Here is a 21813-nt window from a genome sequence, read left to right as displayed (position 1 = left end):
CCTCACCCCCCGAACAGGGGAACGACAACGGGCGCTTGGGGCCATTCGGTCACACGAATTCGGTGCGGTGATTCAGCGCACGGCCGAATGGCGGGTGCTGCGGTATCCGGCGGTACGCGCCGGTGTGCGGGAGACGTAACGTCGCGGTGTTGCCCTGGACCCCGGTAGCGCAAGCATCGGGAGGACGCGTTTTCATGCCCGGCAAGGACACCGCTCAGCTCAGCGAGATGTTCGCCGATCTCGCGCGACGACACGGTGTTCCCGCTGCCCAGCTCTCCATCCACACGGACGGCCGGGCGATCGACGTGACCGCCGGCGAAGTCGACGCCGACGCCAAGTTCCCGGTGGGGTCGATCACCAAGACGTTCACGGCTTCGCTCGCGATGGTGCTGGTGGCCGACGGCGACCTCGACCTGGACGACCCCGTCGGTACGCACCTTCCCGAACTGGGCACCGATGCGGACGGCCTCGGTGGCCGACTGACTCTGCGGCAGATCCTCAGTCACACCAGCGGTTTGCCGTCGGGCCTGGACGAACGGTCCGACGCGGCCTCCTCGCCGCGCCAGTACCTGCGCGACTGCCGCGAGCTCACTCTCGTCCAGCCTCCCGGCTCGGGGTTCACCTACTCCAACGTGGGGTACGTGCTGATCGGCCGAATGGTCGAGGAGATCACCGGGATGAGCTGGTGGGACGCCGTCGAGGCGCTCCTGCTCAAACCGCTCGGCGTGGAACCGTCGTTCCTGGTGCGGCCGGGTGCGCGCGCCTCCTTCGTGCCGGGGCACGCCGTGAACGAGACGACCGGCAGGGCCATCGAGGTCGCCCAGACGATCCGGGCGGTCGAGGCTTCCTGCGGTGCGCTCGCGTTGAGCGCCAAGGACCTGGTCCGGTTCGGGCTCGCGCATCTCGCCGGCGCCGCGCCGCTGGATTCCCAGATCTGCCAGGACATGCGACGTCCTGTCGCTGGTGCCGAGGCGTTCGGTCTCGCCGACGGGTGGGGGCTGGGCTGGGCCGTCTTCCGTGATGCCGACGGTGACTGGGCCGGTCACGACGGCAACGCCGACGGCACGTCCTGCCGTCTTCGGATCGATCCGGCGCACGACCGCGTAGTCGCCCTCACCACGAATTCCAACACCGGCTCGGCGTTGTGGGACGAGTTGGTTTACGAGCTCCGGTCGAGGGACATACCCGTGGGGGACTACGCCCAGCCAGGGTTGAACGAACAAATTCCATTGCCTGGCAACATGTTCGGCAGTTACCGGAATGGAGACGTGGAGTACGTGGTGGACGGGCCGGACGGTGACACGGCCTCCCTCGCGGTCAACGGAGAGAGGTACCAGGACCTCGTGCTGCACGAGGGCTGGCTCTTCTCCGTCGTGGAGCCTGCCTCCGGGCGCCGGATCCTCGGTGGTCGTTTCCTGGGTGACCCGTCGACGGGACGGGTGAGTGGGATCCAGACCGGCGGTCGTGTCGCCGGTCGCCGTAAACCCTGACACAGAACAACCTTGTGCACTGAGTTCCCGACGTCCTCTGACGGGCGCCGGTCGGTTCGACGCGCCCGGAAGGTTCGACATCCCCCATGGCCCACGACACGTTGCTGGTGAACGAGAACGAACATGTGGTGCTGTTTTCCGTGCACCGTAACGAAGTCGACGAACGCTCGTTGTACGTCTTGCCGGAGACGCTCAGCGTGCACATTCCCTGCGACCGCGCCACTCTCCGCGCCGCAGTCCACAGTGGATGATGCGTGCCCGCTCGCAGGCTTCTTGGCCCAGGTGGGCGGTTCGGTGCACGAACGAGCCTGAACGACTCATGGCCGACGGTGGTCGCGGCGGATCGCTTCGCCGGTACGCCGTCGTTGTCGGGACTTCAACTAGCCGATCTGGCGGTGTGCCAGGTCGAGCACGAGGGTGGTGTGTCGGGCGTGGTCGAATCTCAGCGAGATGGCGTTGATCCGGTTGTGGCGAAACGGTTCGCCGACCTTCCGGGACTGACGCTGGCGGAGCTGATCGAGGCACAGGTCGACCGCTCGCCGGAAGCGACGGCCTTGGTGTTCGACGGCGGGACGTTGAGCTTCGCCGAGTTGGACGAGCGGGCGAACCGGCTCGCGCACGTGTTGATCGGGCGTGGGGTGGGGCCGGAGGGGATCGTGGCTCTGGTGTTGCCGCGGTCGGTGGACATCGTTGTTGCGCAGCTGGCGGTGGCGAAGGCGGGCGGGGCGTACCTGCCGGTCGATCCCGCCTACCCGGCCGAACGGATCTCGTTCATGCTGTCGGACTCGCAGCCGGCGCTGGTCGTGACGACGGCGGAGTTCGCCGGTGTGGTGCCTGGTTCCGATGTATTGCTGATCGATGAACCGTCCGATGAGGATGGTGCCGGACACCGGCCGGATCGCTCGTCTTCGCTGTCACCGGCGAACGCGGCGTACGTGATCTACACATCAGGCTCGACGGGACGTCCCAAGGGTGTCGTCGTCTCGCACGCCGGGTTGGCGAGCTTCTCGGCGGCGGAGATCGAGCACTACCAGGTCGGGCCCGGTGATCGGGTGCTGCAGTTCTCGTCGCCGAGTTTCGACGCGTCGGTGCTCGAACTGTGCATGTCGTTGCCGGCGGGTGCGGCGCTGGTGATCCCTCCGCCAGGGCCGTTGCTGGGGGAGGTGTTGGCGGACGTCGTGACGTCTCGGGGCGTGACGCACGCGTTGATTCCGCCGATCGCGTTGGCGACGGTGCCCGAAGGCGTGGACCTGCCTGGTCTGCGGATGCTGACGGTGGGCGGAGACGCGTGTTCGGCGGAGCTGGTGGCGCGTTGGGCCCTGGGCCGACGGCTGATCAACTCGTACGGACCGACCGAGGCCACGGTGGTCTCCACGTGGAGCGAGCCGTTGACGGCCGGGGAGGTTCCGCCGATCGGCAGACCGATCAGGAACACCCAGGCGTTCGTGCTGGACGACAGGTTGTGTCCGGTTCCCGAGGGTGTCGCGGGCGAGTTGTACGTGGCCGGTGCCGGGCTGGCGCGCGGGTATCTGGGGCGTGCGGGCCTGACGGCGGAGCGCTTCGTGGCGTGCCCGTTCGGGCCTGCTGGTTCGAGGATGTACCGGACCGGAGACCGGGTCCGGTGGAATCCGGCTGGGGACCTGGAGTTCATCGGCAGGGTGGACCACCAGGTGAAGGTGCGCGGGTTCCGGATCGAGCCCGGTGAGATCGAGACGGTGCTGCGCGGGCACGCGGACGTCGACGATGTTGTTGTCGTGGCGCAGGAACAGCAGTCGGGCGGTAAGCGGCTGGTGGCGTACGTGGCCACGTCGAACGACGATGAGACGTTGACGGCCGACCTGCGGGCCCTGGTCGCCGGAAGTCTGCCGGACTACATGGTTCCGGCGGTGTTCGTGCTGCTGGACCGCTTGCCGTTGAGCCCGAACGGCAAGCTGGATCGTGGCGCGTTGCCCGAGCCGTCGGACATGGCGGTGGGATCCGTGGCGCCGCGGACCGACAACGAACGGATTCTGGCCGAAATCTGGGCAGAGGTTCTGGGTGTGCGCAGTGTCGGTGTCGAGGACGACTTCTTCGCCCTCGGTGGTGACTCGATCCTCGGCGCTCGGGTGCTGGCACGAGTGCGCGCCGCGTTCGGGATCGGGCTGTCCGCGCGTGCGGTGTTCGACGCCGGCACGGTCGCGGAGCTCGCCGAACTGCTGCCGGACCGGCCGGAGTCCGCACAGACGGAGGTAACGCCTGCTCTCAGGGATCAGGCGTTACCTCTTTCCTCCGCGCAGCAACGGTTGTGGTTCCTCGACAACCTGACCGGGGGAGGGACGGAGTACAACACCGGAGTCGGGCTGCGCCTGTCCGGGTCGCTGGACGTCGAGGCGCTGCGGGCCGCGCTGACCGCTCTGAGCGCCCGGCACGAGTCGTTGCGGACAACGGTCCACACGGTGGACGGCCGTGGGGTCCAGGTCGTGGCCGCGGAGGCCGGCCTTCCGCTGCGCGTGGTCGATCTGTCCACAATGGATCTCGATCAGGTGCTGGCGGAGGAACTGGCTCTGCCGTTCGACCTCCGGCAGGGCCCGCTGACCCGTGCGGTGCTGGTGCGGATCGCCGACGACGACCACGTGCTGATGCTCAGCCAGCACCACATCGTCACGGACGGCTGGTCGGTCGGCCTGCTGGTGGACGAGCTCGGCAAGCTCTACGCGGGTGAGGATCTGCCGGAACTGACGATCCAGTACCCGGACTTCGCGGTGTGGCAGCGTTCTCAGCTGGCCACCCCGGCCACAACCGGGCAACTGGACTACTGGAAGCGGAAGCTGGCCGGTGTCCAGCCGCTGGAACTGCCCACCGACCGGCCACGTCCGCACCTGCGCACGAGCTCTGGCGCGATCCACCGCGCGTCCTTGCCACCGGAGCTGATCGACGGACTGACGGCAGTGGGACGTGAGCACGGCGCCACCGTGTTCATGACGCTCACCGCGGCCGTGCAGGTGTTGTTCTCGCGCTATGCCGGCCAGCAGGACATCGCGGTGGGAACCGTCGTCGCCGGACGTGCGAGAGCCGAGCTGGAGAGACTTGCCGGCTTCTTCGTCAACACCCTCGTCCTGCGTTCGCGGGTGGAGCCCGTCCGGCCGTTCACCGAGTTCCTCCGCGAGGTCAGGGAGACCGTGCTGGAGGCGTTCGCCAACGGGGAGGTTCCCTTCGACAACGTCGTCGAGGAACTGCACCCCGAACGCGACCCCAGCCGGACACCGCTCGTGCAGGCCCTCGTCGTCCTGCAGAACGCGGTCGTGCGGCCGCACGAGATCGGTGGACTGCGGATCACCGAGCAGGATCTGCCGCGACCGTCCGCCAGGTTCGACCTCGTGGTCGAGTTCTGGCCGCGCGGATCCGACGGCATGGACATCGCGGTCGAGTACAGCACCGACCTGTTCGACGCGGTCACCGTGGAACGGATGACCGAGCACCTCGTGGTGCTGCTGAACGGAATCGCCGCCCAGCCGGGTAGCACACTGGCGCAGCTGCCCTTGCTGACCGATGCTGAACGGCAGCAGGTCGTCGAGGCGTGGAACGACACCGCGCAGGACGTTCCCCCGATGACGCTGCCCGCGTTGTTCGAAGCGCAGGTGACACGGACACCGGAAGCCACGGCCCTGGTCTGTGATGACGTCCGGCTGTCCTATGTGGAACTCAACGAGCGAGCCAACCGGCTGGCACATCTGCTGATCAGCGCGGGCGCGGGACCCGAACGGTCCGTCGTGCTGGCGATGCCCCGGTCCGCCGAGCTGGTCGTGGCGGCCATGGCCGTGCTGAAGTCCGGTGCCGCCTACCTGCCGATCGACCCCGGCTACCCGGCGGAACGGATCTCCCTGATCCTCGACGACGCCAAGCCCTCGCTGGTCCTGACGACGACCACTGACCGGATCCCTGACCACGAGGGCGTGGTCAGGCTGGTCCTCGACGAACCCGCTGTCGTCGAAGCACTCGCCGCGAGCCCGGCAGACGATCCGGCGAGCACTCTGCTCGTGGACAACCCGGCGTACGTGATCTACACGTCCGGCTCGACCGGCCGCCCCAAGGGAGTCGTGGTCTCCCACCGGAGCATGGTCGACCTGGTGGCCTGGGCGGCGGCCGAGTTCGGCGCGACCGGTCTGGCCCGTGTCGTGGCGTCGACCTCCCTGACCTTCGACGTGTCCGTGTTCGAGATCTTCGGCCCGCTGGCCGTCGGCGGCACCGTCGAGATCGTGCGCGACCTGCTGGCGCTCGGCGAGGGCGCGGTGACCGGGCAGGTAAGCCTGATCGGCGGGGTTCCGTCGGCGTTCGCCCAACTGCTCGCTCAGGACCGGTTACCCCTCAGCGCGGACACCGTCGTCCTCGCGGGTGAGGCGCTGCCGGCGGCACTGGTCCGGGACATCCGCACCGCGCTGCCCGGCAGCAGGATCGCCAACATCTACGGCCCCACCGAGGCGACGGTCTACGCGGCGGCCTGGTATTCCGACGGCGGCGACCAGCAGCAGGCACCGCCGATCGGCCGGCCCATCGCCAACACCACGGCCTACGTGCTCGACCCGTCGCTGCGCCCCACCCCGATCGGCGTTCCCGGCGAACTCCACCTGGGCGGCCGCGGCCTCGCGCGTGGCTACCTCGACAGGCCGGGCCTGACGGCGGATCGCTTCATCGCCGACCCGTTCGGCGAGCCGGGTACCCGGCTGTACCGCACCGGGGACGTCGTGCGGTGGAACCGCGCCGGCGAACTGGAGTATCTCGGCCGGGCCGACCACCAGGTGAAGATCCGCGGGTTCCGGATCGAGCTCGGCGAGGTCGAGGCCGCGCTGCGGCAGCACGACGACATCAAGGAAGCCGTTGTGGTGGTTCGGCAGGAGGAGTCCGGGCACAAACGGCTCGTCGCCTACGTCGTCGCTGCGGCCGTCGACGTCGCCGAACTGCGTGATCTCCTCGGCCGGACGTTGCCGGACTACATGGTCCCGTCGGCGTTCGTCGCCCTCGACGCGTTCCCGCTCAACTCCAGCGGCAAGCTCGACCGTTCCGCCCTGCCCGAACCGGACTTCGGCGCAGGCCGCACCGGTTACGTGGAGCCCAGGACCGACGTCGAACGCGTGCTCGCCCAGATCTGGGCCGACGTGCTCGGCATTGAACGGGTCGGCGTGCAGGACAACTTCTTCGGCCTGGGCGGTGACTCGATCCTGAGCATCCAGGTCGTGTCCCTGGCGCGCCAGGCGGGCCTGTCGGTGATGTCGAGGGACCTGTTCCTCCATCAGACCGTCGCGTCCCTCGCCCCGCACGTGACGACGGCGCCGTCCGGGGTGTTCGACCAGGGCCCGGTGACGGGCCCGGTGCCCCTGACGCCGGTTCAGCGCTGGCTGTTCGACTCCCGCACGGCCCCGCAGCACTTCGGCCAGTCGCTCGCGGTGGAACTGGCCGGCGACGTCGACCAGGACGCACTCCGCAGCGCGTTGAACAGGGTGATCGAACATCACGACGCCCTGCGAATGCGGTTCGAGCTCGTGGACGGCCAATGGGCGCAAAACAACGCGCCCGCCGAGATCGCGAATGTTCTCGAGGTGCGGAACCTGTCCGACGGCGAGGTGACCTTCGACCTCGGTCGCGGGCCGCTGCTCAAGGCGGTGCTGCAGGTCGGTGGCGAACGGCCGGTGCTGTCGCTGGCCGTGCATCACCTGGTGGTCGACGGCGTGTCGTGGCGGATCCTGTTGGAGGACCTCGACGCCGCCTACCGCAACGCGGCCCTGAGCCCGAAGACCACGTCGTTCCAGGACTGGTCGCGCAAACTCACCGAGCACGCGCTCAGCGGCGGGTTCGACGACGAGCTGACCTACTGGGACTCGGTCACCCCGACCGCGGAGACCGACTCGGGCAGTGTCGCGTCCACGCGGTCGGTCTCGGTGGCGTTGACCGCCGCGGAGACGAAGGCGGTGCTGCAGGACGTTCCCGAGGTCTATCGGACGCAGGTCAACGACGTGCTGCTGGCCGCGCTGGGCCGGGCGCTGGGGCGTGACCGGGTCGTGGTGGAGCTGGAAGGCCACGGTCGTGAGGAAATCCTCGCCGGGGTGGACACCTCTCGCACGGTGGGGTGGTTCACGACGATGTTCCCGGTGGTGCTGGAGGCGACCTCCGGCGACTGGGGCGTGGCGCTGAAGTCGGTCAAGGAGCAGTTGCGCTCGGTCCCGCGGCGCGGACTGGGGTACGGCGCCCTGCGTCACCTCGCGAACAAGCTGCCGCACACGCCCGCGCCACCGGTGCGGTTCAACTACCTCGGCCAGGCCGACTGGGTGACCGGCGAGAGCGCGCTGTACCAGGGACTCCACAGTGGACTGGAGCTGAGTGACGACCCGGCGGCCAGGCGTACCCACGTGCTCGACATCGTCGGCATGGTCGAGGAAGGAACGCTCAAGTTCACCTGGTTCTACTCGGAGGACGTGCAGGACGAGAGCACGGTCCGAGCACTGGCCGAGGACCTGGTCACGGCGCTGCGGGAGATCGTCGCGCACTGTGCGGAACCTGAGACAGGCGGACGCACTCCGTCGGACTTCCCGCTCGCGCGCCTGGACCAGGCGGGTGTGGACCTCCTCGCCGGTGACGGCCGCACGGTCGAGGACGTCTACCCGCTCACCCCGGCCCAGCGGGGCATGGTGTTCCACGGGGTCTCGCAGGGTGATCAGGGCGTCTACTTCCAGCAGCTGACGTTCGTGCTCGACGGTGTTCGCGACTCGCGGACCTTGGCACAGTCCTTCCAGCACGCGGCCGACCAGAACCCGGTGTGCCGCAGCAGCATCGTCTGGGAGGACGTCGACGAGCCGGTGCAACTGGTCATGCGCGAGGCGTCGGTTCCAGTGTCCTTCATGGACTGGAGCGACCTGTCCGCCACTGATCGGGCACAGCGGCTCGCCGAGTTCCTGGCCGCGGACCGCGAACGGGGACTCGACCTGCGGACCGCTCCCTTGATGCGGCTCGCGCTGGCGCGACTGTCCGCCACCGAGGTGCAGGTCGTGTGGACGTTCCACCACGTGCTGCTCGACGGGTGGAGCATCTTCGGCGTTCTGTCGGACGTGTTCGCCGCCCACGCCGCGTTCGCCGGAGGCCGCGCTCCCGAACCGGTGAGCCGCCGGCCGTTCCGCGACTACCTGCGGTGGCTGTCCGACCAGGACCAGAACGCGGGTGACAAGTACTGGCAGGACGTCGTCGGCGACCTCGACTCGCCCACGCCCCTGCCCTACGACCGGCCGCCGCTGGACGCCCACCACGCCGAGTCGTCGGACACCGTGGATGCGACTCTCTCCACGGAGCAGACGGACCGGCTGCGCGCGATGACCCAGCGGGCCGGGCTGACGCTGAGCTCGGTCGTCCAAGGCGCCTGGGCATTGGTGTTGTCCGCCTACAGCGGTCAGCGGGACGTGGTGTTCGGGACGACCGTGTCCGGCCGCCCGGCCGAGCTGGCCGGGGTCGAGTCGATGATCGGCATGTTCATCAACACCATCCCCACCCGACTGGCCGTCGACCCACGGCAGAACCTGCCGGCGTGGCTGCGGGAGGTGCAGGCGGGCCAGGCAGAGGCCCAGCGGTTCGGCCACGTCTCGCTGGCGCGGCTGCAGAAGAGCGGCATCACCCTGTTCGACAGCATCGTGGTGGTCGAGAACTACCCGATCGACGTCGAGGCCGCCGCCGCGCACGGCCTGGGACTGCGCGAGCTGTCCGCGGTGGAGACGACGAACTTCCCGCTGAGCGTGATGGTGACGCCCGGACGGCAGCTGTCGGTCGAGCTCGGCTACGACCCGGCGCTGTTCGACGCGGCCACGATCAACCGGCTGACCGACCACCTCGTGCTCGTGCTGGGCGGCATCGCCGAGGACGCGGAAAGGCGGGTGTCCCAGCTCCTCGTCACGACAGCCGACGAACGCCGGCAGATGGTCGTCGAGTGGAACAGCACGGGCAACGAGCTGGCGCCGGCCACGGTGTCGAGCCTGTTCGCGGAACAGGTGAGCCGCGCGCCGGAGGCGGTGGCCGTGACGTCCGACGCCGGATCGCTGACCTACGCCGAACTGGACTCGCGGGCGAACCAGCTCGCGCACCGGTTGATCGACCTGGGCGTGCGGGCCGATGACCTCGTCGGTGTGCTGATGGAGCGTTCGATCGACGTGGTGGTCGCGGAGCTCGCGGTCGTCAAGGCGGGTGGCGCGTACGTGCCGGTCGACGTGCGCGCTCCCGTCGAACGGATGCGCGCCGTACTGGCCGATGTCTCGGTGCTACTGGTCGATCAGCGCTGGGAGTCGGCTGACGTCCACAGTGGACACCGCATCGTGGTGGACCGCGATCTGGTGTGGGAGCCAACTGATCCACCCGCCGTGGTCGTCGATCCGGAGAACCTCGCCTACGTGATGTACACGTCGGGTTCGACGGGCACCCCGAAGGGAGTGATGGCACGCCAGCGCGACGTCACCTCGTTCGCCCGTGACCGCCGGTTCCGCGGCGGTGGGCACGAGTGCGTGCTCCTGCACTCGCCGCTGGCCTTCGACGCCTCGACGTACGAGCTGTGGGTGCCCCTGCTCAACGGCGGACGGGTCGTCCTGGCACCGCCGGGCGACGTGGACGCCGACGTGCTGCGCCGGATGATCGACCAGCACGGCGTCACCGGGATGTTCCTCACGTCCGGGCTGTTCCGGATGGTGGCCCAGGACGCACCGGACTGCCTCGCCGGCGCACAGGAGGTCTGGACGGGCGGCGAGATCGTTCCCGCCGCGGCGTTGCGGCGCGTGGCTGCCGCCTGCCCAGGGCTTGTCGTGGTCGACGTCTACGGGCCGACCGAGACCACGACGTACGCCACTCAGCGAAGCATGGTCGGTGTGGCCGAGGTCCCCGATGTCGTGCCGATCGGGCGTCCGCTGGACAACGTGCGTGTGTACGTTTTGGACAGTGCGCTGCGGCCGGTGCCGATCGGTGCACCGGGGGAGTTGTACATCGCCGGTGCCGGGCTCGCCCGCGGGTATCTGGACCAGCCGGGGCTGACCGCGGACCGGTTCGTGGCGGTGCCTGGCTTCGGCGTCGCGGGCGAACGGATGTACCGCACCGGTGATGTGGTCCGCTGGACCGCCGGCGGTGAACTGGAGTTCGTCGGCAGGACCGACGACCAGGTGAAGATCCGCGGGTTCCGGATCGAGCTCGGCGAGATCGAGGCCGCGCTGCTGGGCCACGACGACGTCGCCGAGGCCGTCACCGTCGCGACCGCCGACAGCGCCGGTCGCAGGCGGCTCGTCGCCTACGTCGTCGGAACCCCCGACACCACCGAGCTGCGGGCGTTCCTGGCGCGCACCCTGCCGGACTACATGGTGCCCTCGGTGTTCGTGCCGCTGGACCGGTTGCCGCTCAACGTCAACGGCAAGGTCGACCGCCGCGCGCTGCCCGAGGTCGACTGGGCGGCGCTGACGACGTCCGGCCACGTGGCACCCCGTGATGCCGAGGAACTGGAACTGGCCCGGATCTTCGCCGAGGTCCTGCGCGTGCCACAGGTGGGTGTGGAGGACAACTTCTTCGAACTGGGCGGCGACTCGATCCTCAGCATCCAGATCGCCTCCCGCGCCCGTCAGGCCGGTCTCACGGTGCTGCCCCGGGACCTGTTCCGGCATCCGACCGTGGCCTCGCTGGCCGCTGCGGGTGCGGGCGCGGTGCTGAAGGCCGTCGACCAGGGCCCGGTGACCGGTGACGTGCCCCTGACGCCGATCCAGCACTGGTTCTTCGCGAACCAGACCGTGCACCCGGAGCACTTCAACCAGTCGATCCTCGCCGAACTGGACCTCGGCATCGACCGTGCGGCGCTGGCGAAGGCGCTGGCCACGGTGACCGCTCACCACGACGCCTTGCGGATGCGGTTTGACGAGATCGACGGCCGCTGGACGCAGCACAACGCCCCGGTCGAGCCCGCCGACGTTCTCCAGATCCACCACCTGCCCGACGTGCAGGCGGCGATCGACGAGGTCCACGCGAGTTTCGACCTGCGGCACGGGCCACTGCTCAAGGCCGTGTTGTTCGACCTCGGCGAGACTCAGCAGCTGTTCATCGCGGTGCACCACCTCGTGGTCGACGGCGTGTCGTGGCGGATCCTGCTGGAGGACATCGACACCGCCTACCGGAACCTCGCGTTACCACCGAAGACCACGTCGTTCCGCGACTGGTCCATGCGGCTCACCGAGCACGTGCGCGGGGGCGGATTCTCCGACGAGCTGGCGCACTGGGCGACCGTGACCACCGATCCGGCGCTGCCCACCGACGATCACGGTGCCAACACCATCGGGTCGATGCGGGAAGTGGTGGTGCGCCTGGAGGCCGAGGACACCAGGGCGTTGCTGCAGGACGCTCCCGCGGCCTATCGCACGCAGGTCAACGACGTCCTGCTGAGCGCGCTCGCCAGGACGCTGTCCGGGTGGACGGGCCGTGACCAGGTGCTCGTCGACCTGGAGGGACACGGCCGGGAGGAGCTGTTCGGAGACGTCGACCTGTCCCGGACCGTCGGGTGGTTCACCAGCATGTTCCCGGTGGTGCTCGACGCCGGTGCCGACGACTGGGGTTCGGCGCTGAAAGCGGTCAAGGAGCAGCTGCGCTCGGTGCCCGGACGCGGCCTGGGTCACGGCGCGCTCCGCCATCTCGCCGGCACCACCCTGTCGGTGTCCGAGGCGTCCCCGCAGATCAGCTTCAACTACCTCGGCCAGTTCGACTGGGACACGACCGGTCTCTTCCAGGAGATTCACGGCGGTGTGGGCGGTAGTGCGAACCCGCAGGCACCGAGGCCGCACCTGCTCGACGTTGTCGGCAAGGTCGAGCACGGAGCGTTGGAACTCACCTGGTACTACTCGCCGGACGTGCACCGCGAGTCGACGGTCGAGTCGTTGGCGCGGCAGATGATCCAGGCGCTGCGCGAGATCATCGCGCACTGCGCCGAACCGGGAGCAGGCGGTCGCACGCCCTCGGACTTCCCGTTGGCAGGTCTCGACCAGACCGCGGTGGACCTCCTGGTGGGCGACGGGTCCCGCGTCGAGGACGTCTACCCGCTGACCTCGATGCAGGCCGGGATGTTGTTCCACAGCCTGGTGGAGGACGCGGGGTCGAGTGCCTACCTGAACCAGGTGCGTCTTCGCCTGTCCGGAGTCGGCGATCCGCAGGCGATGGGAGCCGCATGGCAACGAGTCGTCGACCGCGCCCCGGTCCTGCGCAGCGGTGTGGTGTGGGACGGGTTCGCCGAACCGTTGCAGGTCGTCGAACGCGATGTGGTGCTGCCGGTCCGCTACGACGACTGGACGGAGTGGACGGACGAGCGGAAGGACGCCGAACTGACCCGTGTCCTCGCCGAGGGCCGGGCGGAGGGACTGGATCTCGCCGCACCACCGCTGATGCGGCTCGTCGTGATCACGACCGGGCCCGGCGAGGTGCTCCTCGTGTGGACGTTCCACCACGTCCTGCTGGACGGGTGGAGCGCGGCCCAGCTGTTCGCCGAGGTGTGCGAGCAGTACGCGGCGATCGTCGAGGCTCGGGTGCCGGACCTTCCCGTCAGGCGTCCGTTCCGCGACTACCTGGAATGGCTGTCCGAACGCGACCTCGGTGCCGCCGAGGAGTACTGGCGTTCGCTGCTCGGTGACGTCGACTCCGCGACCCCGTTGCCCTACGACCGCAAACCCGGCGAGGCGCATCGGACGCATTCCTCCAAGACGGTCCGCGTCACGCTGTCCGCCGAGGAGTCCGAACGTGTTCGCACGGCGGCGAAAGAGAACGGCTTGACGCTGAGCACGGTCGTCCAGGGCGCGTGGGCCGCGTTGTTGTCGGCCTACAGCGGTCAGCAGGACGTGGTGTTCGGCACGACAGTCTCCGGCCGGCCGGCCGAACTGCCCGGCGTGGAGACCATGATCGGCCTGTTCATCAACACGGTGCCGACGCGGGCGAACGTCGAGGGCGCCAGGCGGCTGGTCCCGTGGCTGCGGGATCTCCAGGCCTCCCAGGCGGAGTCGCGGCGCTTCGGGTACGTCTCCCTGGCCCAGCTGCAGAACTGGTGCGGCACCAACCTCTTCGACAGCATCGTGGTGTTCGAGAACTACCCGTTCGATCCGGGCGCCACGGCCGGTCACGGCATCGGCCTGGTGGAGTCGCAGGACGTGGAGCCGACCAACTACCCGCTCACGGTCGTGGTGAGCCCCGGCCCCGAACTGTCGATCAGGCTCGACTACGACCCGGCGTTGTTCGAGGCCACCACGATCGAGCGGATGACGGCGAACCTCGAAGCGCTGCTGGCGAGCATCGCCAGGGACTTCGACCGTCCTCTGCGCAAGCTGCACACGGTGTCCCCGTTGGAGCGCATCCACGTGCTGCTGAAGTGGAACGAGAACGTCCGCGAGGTCGAGCACGCGACGGTTCCCGGGAAGTTCGCCGCTCAGGTGGCCCTCACGCCGGACGCGGTCGCGGTGGCGTCGGACGAGCAGTCCCTGACCTACGCGGAGCTCGACGGGTGGTCGAACCGGCTGGCGCATCGCCTTCAACGGCTGGGCGTCGGCGGAGAACAGCGGGTCGGCCTGCTGATGGATCGTTCCGTCGACTTCGTCGTCGCCGAGCTGGCGGTGCTCAAGGCCGGTGGGGCGTACATGCCGGTGGACCTCCGCGCTCCGGTGGAACGGATGCGGACGATCCTGGCCGAGGCCGACGTGTCCGTCCTGATCACCGATCAGGAGTGGAACGTGACCGCGTCCCTGGCGCACAACGGTTCGGTGATCCGTGCCGCGGACGTCGACGACGAGTCGAGCGAACCGCCCGCGGTCCACATCGATCCGGACAGCCTTGCGTACGTGATGTACACGTCGGGCTCCACGGGTGTACCGAAGGGCGTGGCGGTGTGCCATCGCGACGTCGTCACGTTGGCTGCTGACCGGCGGTTCACCGGTGCGCACGACCGGGTGCTGCTGCATTCCGCCTCGGCGTTCGACGCTTCGACGTACGAGGTGTGGGTTCCGCTGCTGACCGGCGGCCGGGTCGTGGTGGCGCCGGCGGGTGACGTCGATCCCGACGTGTTGCGCGCCTTGATCTCCCGGCACGGGGTGACGGCGTTGTGGCTGACGGCGGGCCTGTTCACCGTGCTGGCACAGGACGATCCGACCTGCCTGGCGGGCGTGTCGGAGGTGTGGACCGGCGGCGACGTCGTGTCCGCGGGCGCGGTGCGCCGGGTGCTGGAGGCCTGCTCGGGACTGACCGTCGTCGACGGCTACGGCCCGACCGAGACGACGACGTTCGCGACCGCCTTCCGCTCGCCGGACCCGGTGCCGGACATCGTGCCCATCGGAAGTCCGATGGACGGCAAGCAGGTCTACGTCCTGGACGGCGGCCTCGGGCCGCTGCCCATCGGTGCGCCGGGGGAGTTGTTCATCGCCGGAGCCGGCGTCACGCGCGGCTATCTGGGCCGCCCCGGCCTCACCGCGGAGTCGTTCATCGCCGATCCGTTCGGTGAACCGGGCGGCCGGATGTACCGGACGGGCGATGTCGCGCGCTGGACGGACGACGGCGTGGTGGAGTTCGTCGGCCGCGCCGACGACCAGGTCAAGGTGCGCGGGTTCCGGATCGAGCCCGGCGAGATCGAGTCGGCGCTGACCGGGCACGACGGTGTCGGTGAGGCCGTGGTCATCGCCCGCCAGGACCGCAGCGGCGTCAAACGCCTCGTGGCCTACGTCGTGCCGGAGAACGGTGGCGGTGTCGAGGTGGAGGACCTGCGGCGGCACGCGGCCGTGCAGCTGCCCGACTACATGGTCCCCTCCGCGGTGCTGGTGCTGGACGAGCTGCCGCTGACCCTCAACGGGAAGGTCGACCGCAACGCTTTGGCGGCCAAGGACTTCCACAGCGCCCTGGCCGACCACGTCGCGCCGCGCACCGCCGCGGAGACCGAACTGGCGCGGATCTGGGCGGAGGTCCTGGGTGTGCGGCAGGTCGGTGTTGAGGACGACTTCTTCGAGCTGGGCGGCGACTCGATCCTGAGCATTCAGGTGGTGTCGAGGGCCCGGAAGGCCGGATTCGGCATGACGCCGAGGGACCTGTTCCGCAACTCCACGGTCGCGGCGCTCGCCGCCAGTGTCAGCGAGGTGGTCGTCGAGCGGGTCGACCAGGGTGTGGTGACCGGCGACGTGCCGCTGACGCCGATCCAGCACTGGTACTTCGAGATCAACCCGGATCACGCCGGGCACTTCGACCAGTCGGTGACGGTCGAGCTGAGCAGTGGAGTGGACGAGAAGGCCCTCCGCGGCGCGCTGGAGGCGGTGTTCGCCCACCACGACGCGCTGCGGATGTGCTTCGACGTGGTCGACGGCCGCTGGACGCAGCACAACGCTCCAGTCGAACAGGCTGATCTGCTGCAGATCCACGACCTGTCCGAAGCGGAGAGCGACTCGGTTGTGCGCAAGGTTTCCGCCGAGGTGCACGCGGGCTTCGACCTCGCCGACGGACCGTTGCTGAAGGCCGTGCTGTTCCGGTTCGAAGGTGACCGGCGGCCGGTGTTGTTGCTGGCCGTGCATCACCTGGTGGTCGACGGCGTGTCGTGGCGGATCCTGCTGGAGGACATCGACGCCACCTATCAGAAGCTGGCCGCGGGTGAGCCGGTCAACGCCGAGCAGAAGACGACCGCGTTCCGCGACTGGGCGTTGCGGCTCAACGAGTTCACGCTCGGCGGCGGGTTCGACGACGAGCTGGCGCACTGGGCGGAGATCCCGGCCGACACCGGACTCCCGGCGGACCACGACGGCGAGAACACCGCCTCCTCGGTCCGGTCGCTGTCGGTGGGGCTGGGCGTCGCGGAGACCGAGGCGTTGCTGCGCGACGTTCCCGGGACCTACCGGACGCAGGTCAACGACGTGCTGCTGGCGGCGCTGGGCCGGGTCCTGGGCCGATGGGCCGGACGTGACCGCGTTGTCGTGGACCTGGAAGGGCACGGTCGTGAGGAAGTCCTGGCCGGCGTGGATGTCTCGCGCACGGTGGGGTGGTTCACGAGCATGTTCCCTGTGGTCCTGGACGGCGGCACGGGGGACTGGGGCTCGACGCTGAAGTCGGTCAAGGAAGGGCTGCGGGCCGTGCCACGCCGTGGCTTGGGCTACGGAGCCCTGCGCTACCTCGCGGGCCGCGACGTGACGCCCACGGCACCGGTCAGCTTCAACTACCTGGGCCGGTTCGACTGGACGAGCCTCGGTGACGGGCTGTTCCACGAGGTGCTCGGCGGTCTCCAGTCCGACATCAGCGCCGAGGCCACGCGCGGACATCTCCTCGACGTGGTGGGAAGTGTCGAAGCTGGGCGACTGGAGTTCACCTGGCTGTACTCGGACAACGTGCACGAGGAGAGCACGGTCCGCGTGCTGGCGGAGAAGCTGGTGGCGGCGCTGCGCGAGATCATCGCGCACTGCGCCGAGCCGGGCGCGGGTGGTCGCACCCCGTCCGACTTCCCGCTGGCCGGGCTCGACCAGGCCGCGGTGGACCGGCTCGTGGGAGACGGGCGTTCGGCCGAGGACGTCTACCCCATGACGCCGATGCAGGCCGGCATGGTGTTCCACGGGCTGTCGCAGGAAGGGCAGGGTCTCTACTTCGAGCAGGCGACGTTCGTGCTCGACGGCGTGCCCGATCCCGAGGTGCTGGCCCGCGCGTTCCAGCACGTCGTCGACAGCACACCGGTGCTGCGCAGCGGCATGGTCTGGGAGGGTGTCGCCGAGCCGTTGCAGCTGGTCCACGCCGAGGCTTCTGTCCCGGTGACGTTCCTCGATTGGGACTCGCCCTCCGAGGAGGACCGGGAGCGCAAGCTGGCGGAGCTTCTCGCGGCAGATCGGGCCGAGGGGCTGGACCTGCGGACCGTGCCGTTGATGAGGCTCGTGCTGGCACGGCTGTCGGCCACCGAGGTCCAGGTCCTGTGGACCTTCCACCACGTCCTGCTGGACGGCTGGAGCGTCTTCCGGGTGCTGTCGGACGTGTTCGACGCGCACGCCGCGCTGTCCGGTGGACGGCCGCCCACGCCGTCGAGTCGCCGGCCGTTCCGCGAGTACCTCCGGTGGCTGGCGGAGCAGGACCACTCCGCTGCTGAGACCTACTGGCGTCAGCAGCTCGCGGGCTACGAGGCACCGGCGACCTTGCCTTATGACCGAACGCCGGCTCAGAGGTACGCCACCCGCTCGTCGGAGTGGCTGCCGTTCGAGTTGGCCGCCGAGGAGACGAGTCGTCTGCGGGACATGGCCCAGCACAACGGGTTGACCGTGAACACCGTGGTGCAGGGCGCCTGGGCGTTGCTGCTGTCCAGGTACAGCGGGCGTCACGACGTCTGCTTCGGCGCCACGGTGTCCGGTCGTCCGGCCGATCTGCCCGGCGTGGACGACATCACCGGCATCTTCATCAACACGCTGCCCGTCCGGGTGGACGTGGAGGAGACGGCCGGCCTCGCCGACTGGCTGCGGGAGTTGCAGGCCGCTCAGGCGGAGTCCCGGCGGTTCGACTTCGTGTCGCTCGGGAAGCTGCAGGGGTGGAGCGGACTGCCGAGCGGGACAGACCTGTTCGACAGCATCCTGGTGTTCGAGAACTACCCGATCAACGACGAGGCCGCCGCTGTGCGCGGGTTGAGGCTGCGCGCGTTGTCGGCGGTGGAGACGACGAACTACCCGTTGAGCGTGGTGGTGTCGCCTGGCGAGCGGCTGTCGGTCGAGTTCGGTTACGACCCCGAGCTGTTCGACGGGGCGAGTGTCGAACGGATCGCCGGGCACCTGACCCGTGTGCTCGGGCTCGTCGCGTCCGACCCGTCCGTCCTTCTGGGACAGATCGACGTGCTGGCCGGGCGCGAACGGGATCAGGTCCTGGTGGAGTGGAACGACACCGCGCGGGACATGCCTCTGCTGACGCTGGCCGAGCTGTTCGAACGTCAGGTGGCGCGGACTCCTGAGGCGCCGGCCGTGGTGTTCGAGGACTCGGCGTTGAGCTTCGCCGAGCTGGACGCACGCGCGAATCGGCTCGCACACGTGCTGATCGGGCGTGGGGTCGGGCCAGAGGCGATCGTGGCGCTGGTTCTGCCGCGGTCGGTGGACATCGTGGTGGCGCAGCTGGCCGTCGCGAAGGCCGGCGGCGCGTATCTGCCGGTCGACCCGGCCTATCCGGCGGAGCGGATCGAGTTCATGCTGGCGGATTCCCGTCCCGTGCTGGTGGTGGCCACCGCCGATCTCGCCGCGGCGCTGCCTGGCGATGTGCTGGTCCTCGATCAGTCCGTTGTGGAGGGATCGGCCGAGGTGGAACGGCCGGCTGTGTCGCCGGGCAATGCCGCCTACGTGATCTACACGTCCGGATCCACCGGGACGCCGAAGGGCGTTGTGGTGTCCCATGCCGGGCTCGCGAGCTTCTCGGCGGCGGAGGCCGAGCACTACCAGGTCGGCGCCGGTGATCGGGTGTTGCAGTTCTCGTCGCCGAGCTTCGACGCGTCGGTGCTGGAGCTGTGCATGTCCTTGCCGGTCGGTGCGGCGTTGGTGGTGCCTCCGCCGGGGCCGTTGCTGGGTGAGGCGTTGGCCGACGTCGTCCTGTCCCAGGGCGTCACGCATGCGCTGATTCCGCCGGTGGCGTTGTCGACTGTTCCGGAGGGTGTGGAGTTGCCGGGGTTGCACGTGCTGACCGTGGGCGGAGATGCGTGCTCGGCGGAGCTGGTGACGCGGTGGGCGCCGGGCCGCAGGATGATCAACTCGTACGGCCCGACGGAGTCCACGGTCGTGTCGACGTGGAGTGGTCCGCTGTCGCCGGGCGGTGTGCCCTCGATCGGCAGGCCGATCTGGAACACCCAGGCCTACGTCCTGGATCGTGCGTTGCGCCCGGTTCCGGTGGGCGTGATCGGGGAGCTGTACGTGTCCGGAGCGGGACTGGCTCGGGGATACCTGAACCGAGCGGGCCTGACAGCGGAACGGTTCGTGGCGTGCCCGTTCGGCCCGGCCGGATCCCGGATGTACCGGACCGGGGACCTGGTGCGGTGGAACTCTTCGGGCGAGCTGACCTTCGTCGGCCGGGCGGATCACCAGGTGAAGGTCCGCGGGTTCCGGATCGAGCCCGGCGAGGTCGAGACGGTCCTGCGTCAGCACGGCGAGGTCGACGACGTCGTCGTGGTGGCGCGTGACCAACGGCTGGTGGCCTATGTGGCGACGTCGAACGAGGCTCTCGCCGGCGAGCTCCGGGCCATGGCGGCCGAGTCGTTGCCGGAGTACATGGTCCCGTCTGCGTTCGTCGTGCTGGACCGGTTGCCGTTGAGCCCCAACGGGAAGCTGGACCGGCAGGCGTTGCCGGAACCCTCCGGCGTCGTGCAGTCGACGGAGTACGTCGAGCCGGAGTCCGACACCGAACGGATCCTCGCCGAGATCTGGGCGGAGGCGCTGGGCGTGCCACGGGTCGGGATCCACGACGACTTCTTCGCGCTCGGCGGTGAGTCGCTGAGCAGTCTCGGCATCGCGGCCAAGGCCAAGGAGGCGTTCGACATCTCGTTGACACCGCGGGACGTGCTGGTCGCGAGAACGGTCTTGGCACTGGCCGAGGTGGTCGAGGAACAGGTCCTGCTCGAGCTGGAACGGCTCGTCGGGGAATCCGGGCACGGAACAGCGGGGGAACAGCGATGACCGGATCCAAGCAGAGTCGGATCGACGCACTGCCCGCCGAGATGCGGGAGCTGTTGAAGCGCCGGTTGGCGGGAGGCGCCGAACGGACCGACGTGATCCCTCGGGCCGAGCGGGGCGGTTCACTCCCACTGTCCTTCGCCCAGCAGCGGCTGTGGTTCCTCAACGAGTTCCATCCGGGGGACTCCGAGTACAACAGTGCGGTGGCCCTCCGGCTGGTGGGGGAGCTGGACGTCACCGCACTGCGGTCCGCGCTGGACGAGCTGGTGGCGCGGCACGAGTCCCTGCGGACCACGATCGACGATCTGAACGGTGACGCCGTGCAGATCGTCCATTCCCCGGCCGGCCTCCCGTTGCCGGTCCTGGAGCTGGGACAGGACGAGCTGGACCGCGTGCTGTTCGAGGAGTACTCCCGGACGTTCGACCTGGAGCAGGGACCGCTGTGGCGGGCGCTGCTCGTCCAGGTCGACGCCAAGGAGCACGTCCTGCTGCTCACCGCGCACCACGTCGTCACCGACGGCGCGTCGATGGGCATCGTCGTCGATGAGCTGAGCAAGCTGTACGGGCGAGTCGAGCTGCCGGCGGTTTCCCTGCAGTACGCCGACTTCGCGGTCTGGCAGCGCGCCCGGCTGGCCGGTGCCGCGATGGAGCAGCACCTCGACTACTGGACCGGGAAACTGGCCGACGTCGTCCCGCTGGCGTTGCCGACGGACCGGCCGCGGCCCGCTGTGCGGACCTCGGCGGGGGCGACGCACGAGTTCGAGATCGCTGCGGAGGCCGCCACCGGTCTGGCCGCACTGGCCCGAGCTCACGGCACGACCCTGTTCACCGTTCTGGTCGCGGCCTGCAAGGTGCTGTTCGCCAAGTACAGCGGTCAGCAGGACGTCGCCCTCGGCACGGTCGTCTCCGGCAGGGGACGGCCCGAGGTGGAGCGGATGGTCGGGTTCTTCGTGAACACGGTCGTCCTGCGCTCCACTGTGGACGCGTCGGCGAGGTTCGCGGACTTCCTGGACGCGGTGAAGGACACCGTGCTGGACGCCTTCGCGCACGACGAGGCGCCGTTCGAGAAGCTGGTCGAGGTGCTGCGGATCGAGCGCGATCCCAGCCACAACCCGTTGTTCGACGTCATGGTCCTGTTGCACGGAGCCCAGGGCGAGTCGCCGCAGTTCACCGGCCTCGACGTCGGCCCGGTCGCCTTGACCAGGCGCACGACGAACTTCGACATCACCGTGGAGTTCCAGGAGTCGGCCGGTGTGCTGCGCGGCTCGATCGACTACAGCACGGACCTGTTCGACGCCACCACGATCACCCGGCTGGCCGGGCACCTGGTGCGGCTGGCCGAGGCCATCGCCGACGATCCGGAACAGCCGGTGTCGCGGCTGCCGTTGATGTCCGGTGCCGAGCGGGACCGGGTGCTGGTGGAGTGGAACGACACCGAGCATGACTGTCCAGAGGGGACGGTCGCGGGCTTGTTCGCCGAACAGGTCCGGCAGAACCCCGACGCCGTCGCCCTGATCGCCGACGGACTGTCGTTGACCTATGCGGAGCTGAACGCCCGAGCCAATCGGCTGGCGCACCACCTGATTCAGCTCGGTGCCAGGCCGGAGCACGCGGTCGGCCTGCTGATGGACCGCTCGGCCGACCTGGTCGTCGCCGAGCTGGCGATCGTCAAGGCA

General features: G+C 69.3%; 4 protein-coding genes (1 of these 4 only partly in view). All 4 read left to right on the top strand.

All coding sequences use genetic code 11. The features are described 5' to 3' along the window. Window positions 1-194 precede the first annotated feature (194 nt). Window positions 195-1490 (top strand): serine hydrolase domain-containing protein, encoded by a 1296-nt coding sequence (locus tag ACSHWB_RS39370; protein ID WP_439658399.1) that lies wholly within the window; start codon window positions 195-197, stop codon window positions 1488-1490. An 86-nt stretch (window positions 1491-1576) separates the two neighbouring features. Continuing rightward, complete coding sequence (locus ACSHWB_RS39365; protein WP_439658398.1) at window positions 1577-1741, top strand: hypothetical protein; 165 nt, start codon at window positions 1577-1579, stop codon at window positions 1739-1741. A gap of 216 nt (window positions 1742-1957) precedes the next feature. Further along, window positions 1958-20140 carry a non-ribosomal peptide synthase/polyketide synthase gene (locus tag ACSHWB_RS39360; protein ID WP_439658397.1) on the top strand — a complete coding sequence of 6061 codons (18183 nt, stop codon included), beginning with the start codon at window positions 1958-1960 and terminating at the stop codon, window positions 20138-20140. Continuing rightward, window positions 20137-21813 carry the 5' portion of a non-ribosomal peptide synthase/polyketide synthase gene (locus ACSHWB_RS39355; protein ID WP_439658396.1) on the top strand. 17742 nt of this gene lie beyond the right edge of the window, so the window shows 1677 of its 19419 coding nt (coding positions 1-1677); it begins with the start codon at window positions 20137-20139; the stop codon falls past the right edge of the window. The genes ACSHWB_RS39360 and ACSHWB_RS39355 overlap by 4 nt, the downstream gene beginning before the upstream one ends.

The organism is Lentzea sp. HUAS TT2 (assembly GCF_051853195.1).
GTDB lineage: Bacteria > Actinomycetota > Actinomycetes > Mycobacteriales > Pseudonocardiaceae > Lentzea.
Note: the sequence above shows the minus strand (reverse complement) of the source record. Positions and strands in the feature narration are given on the sequence as shown.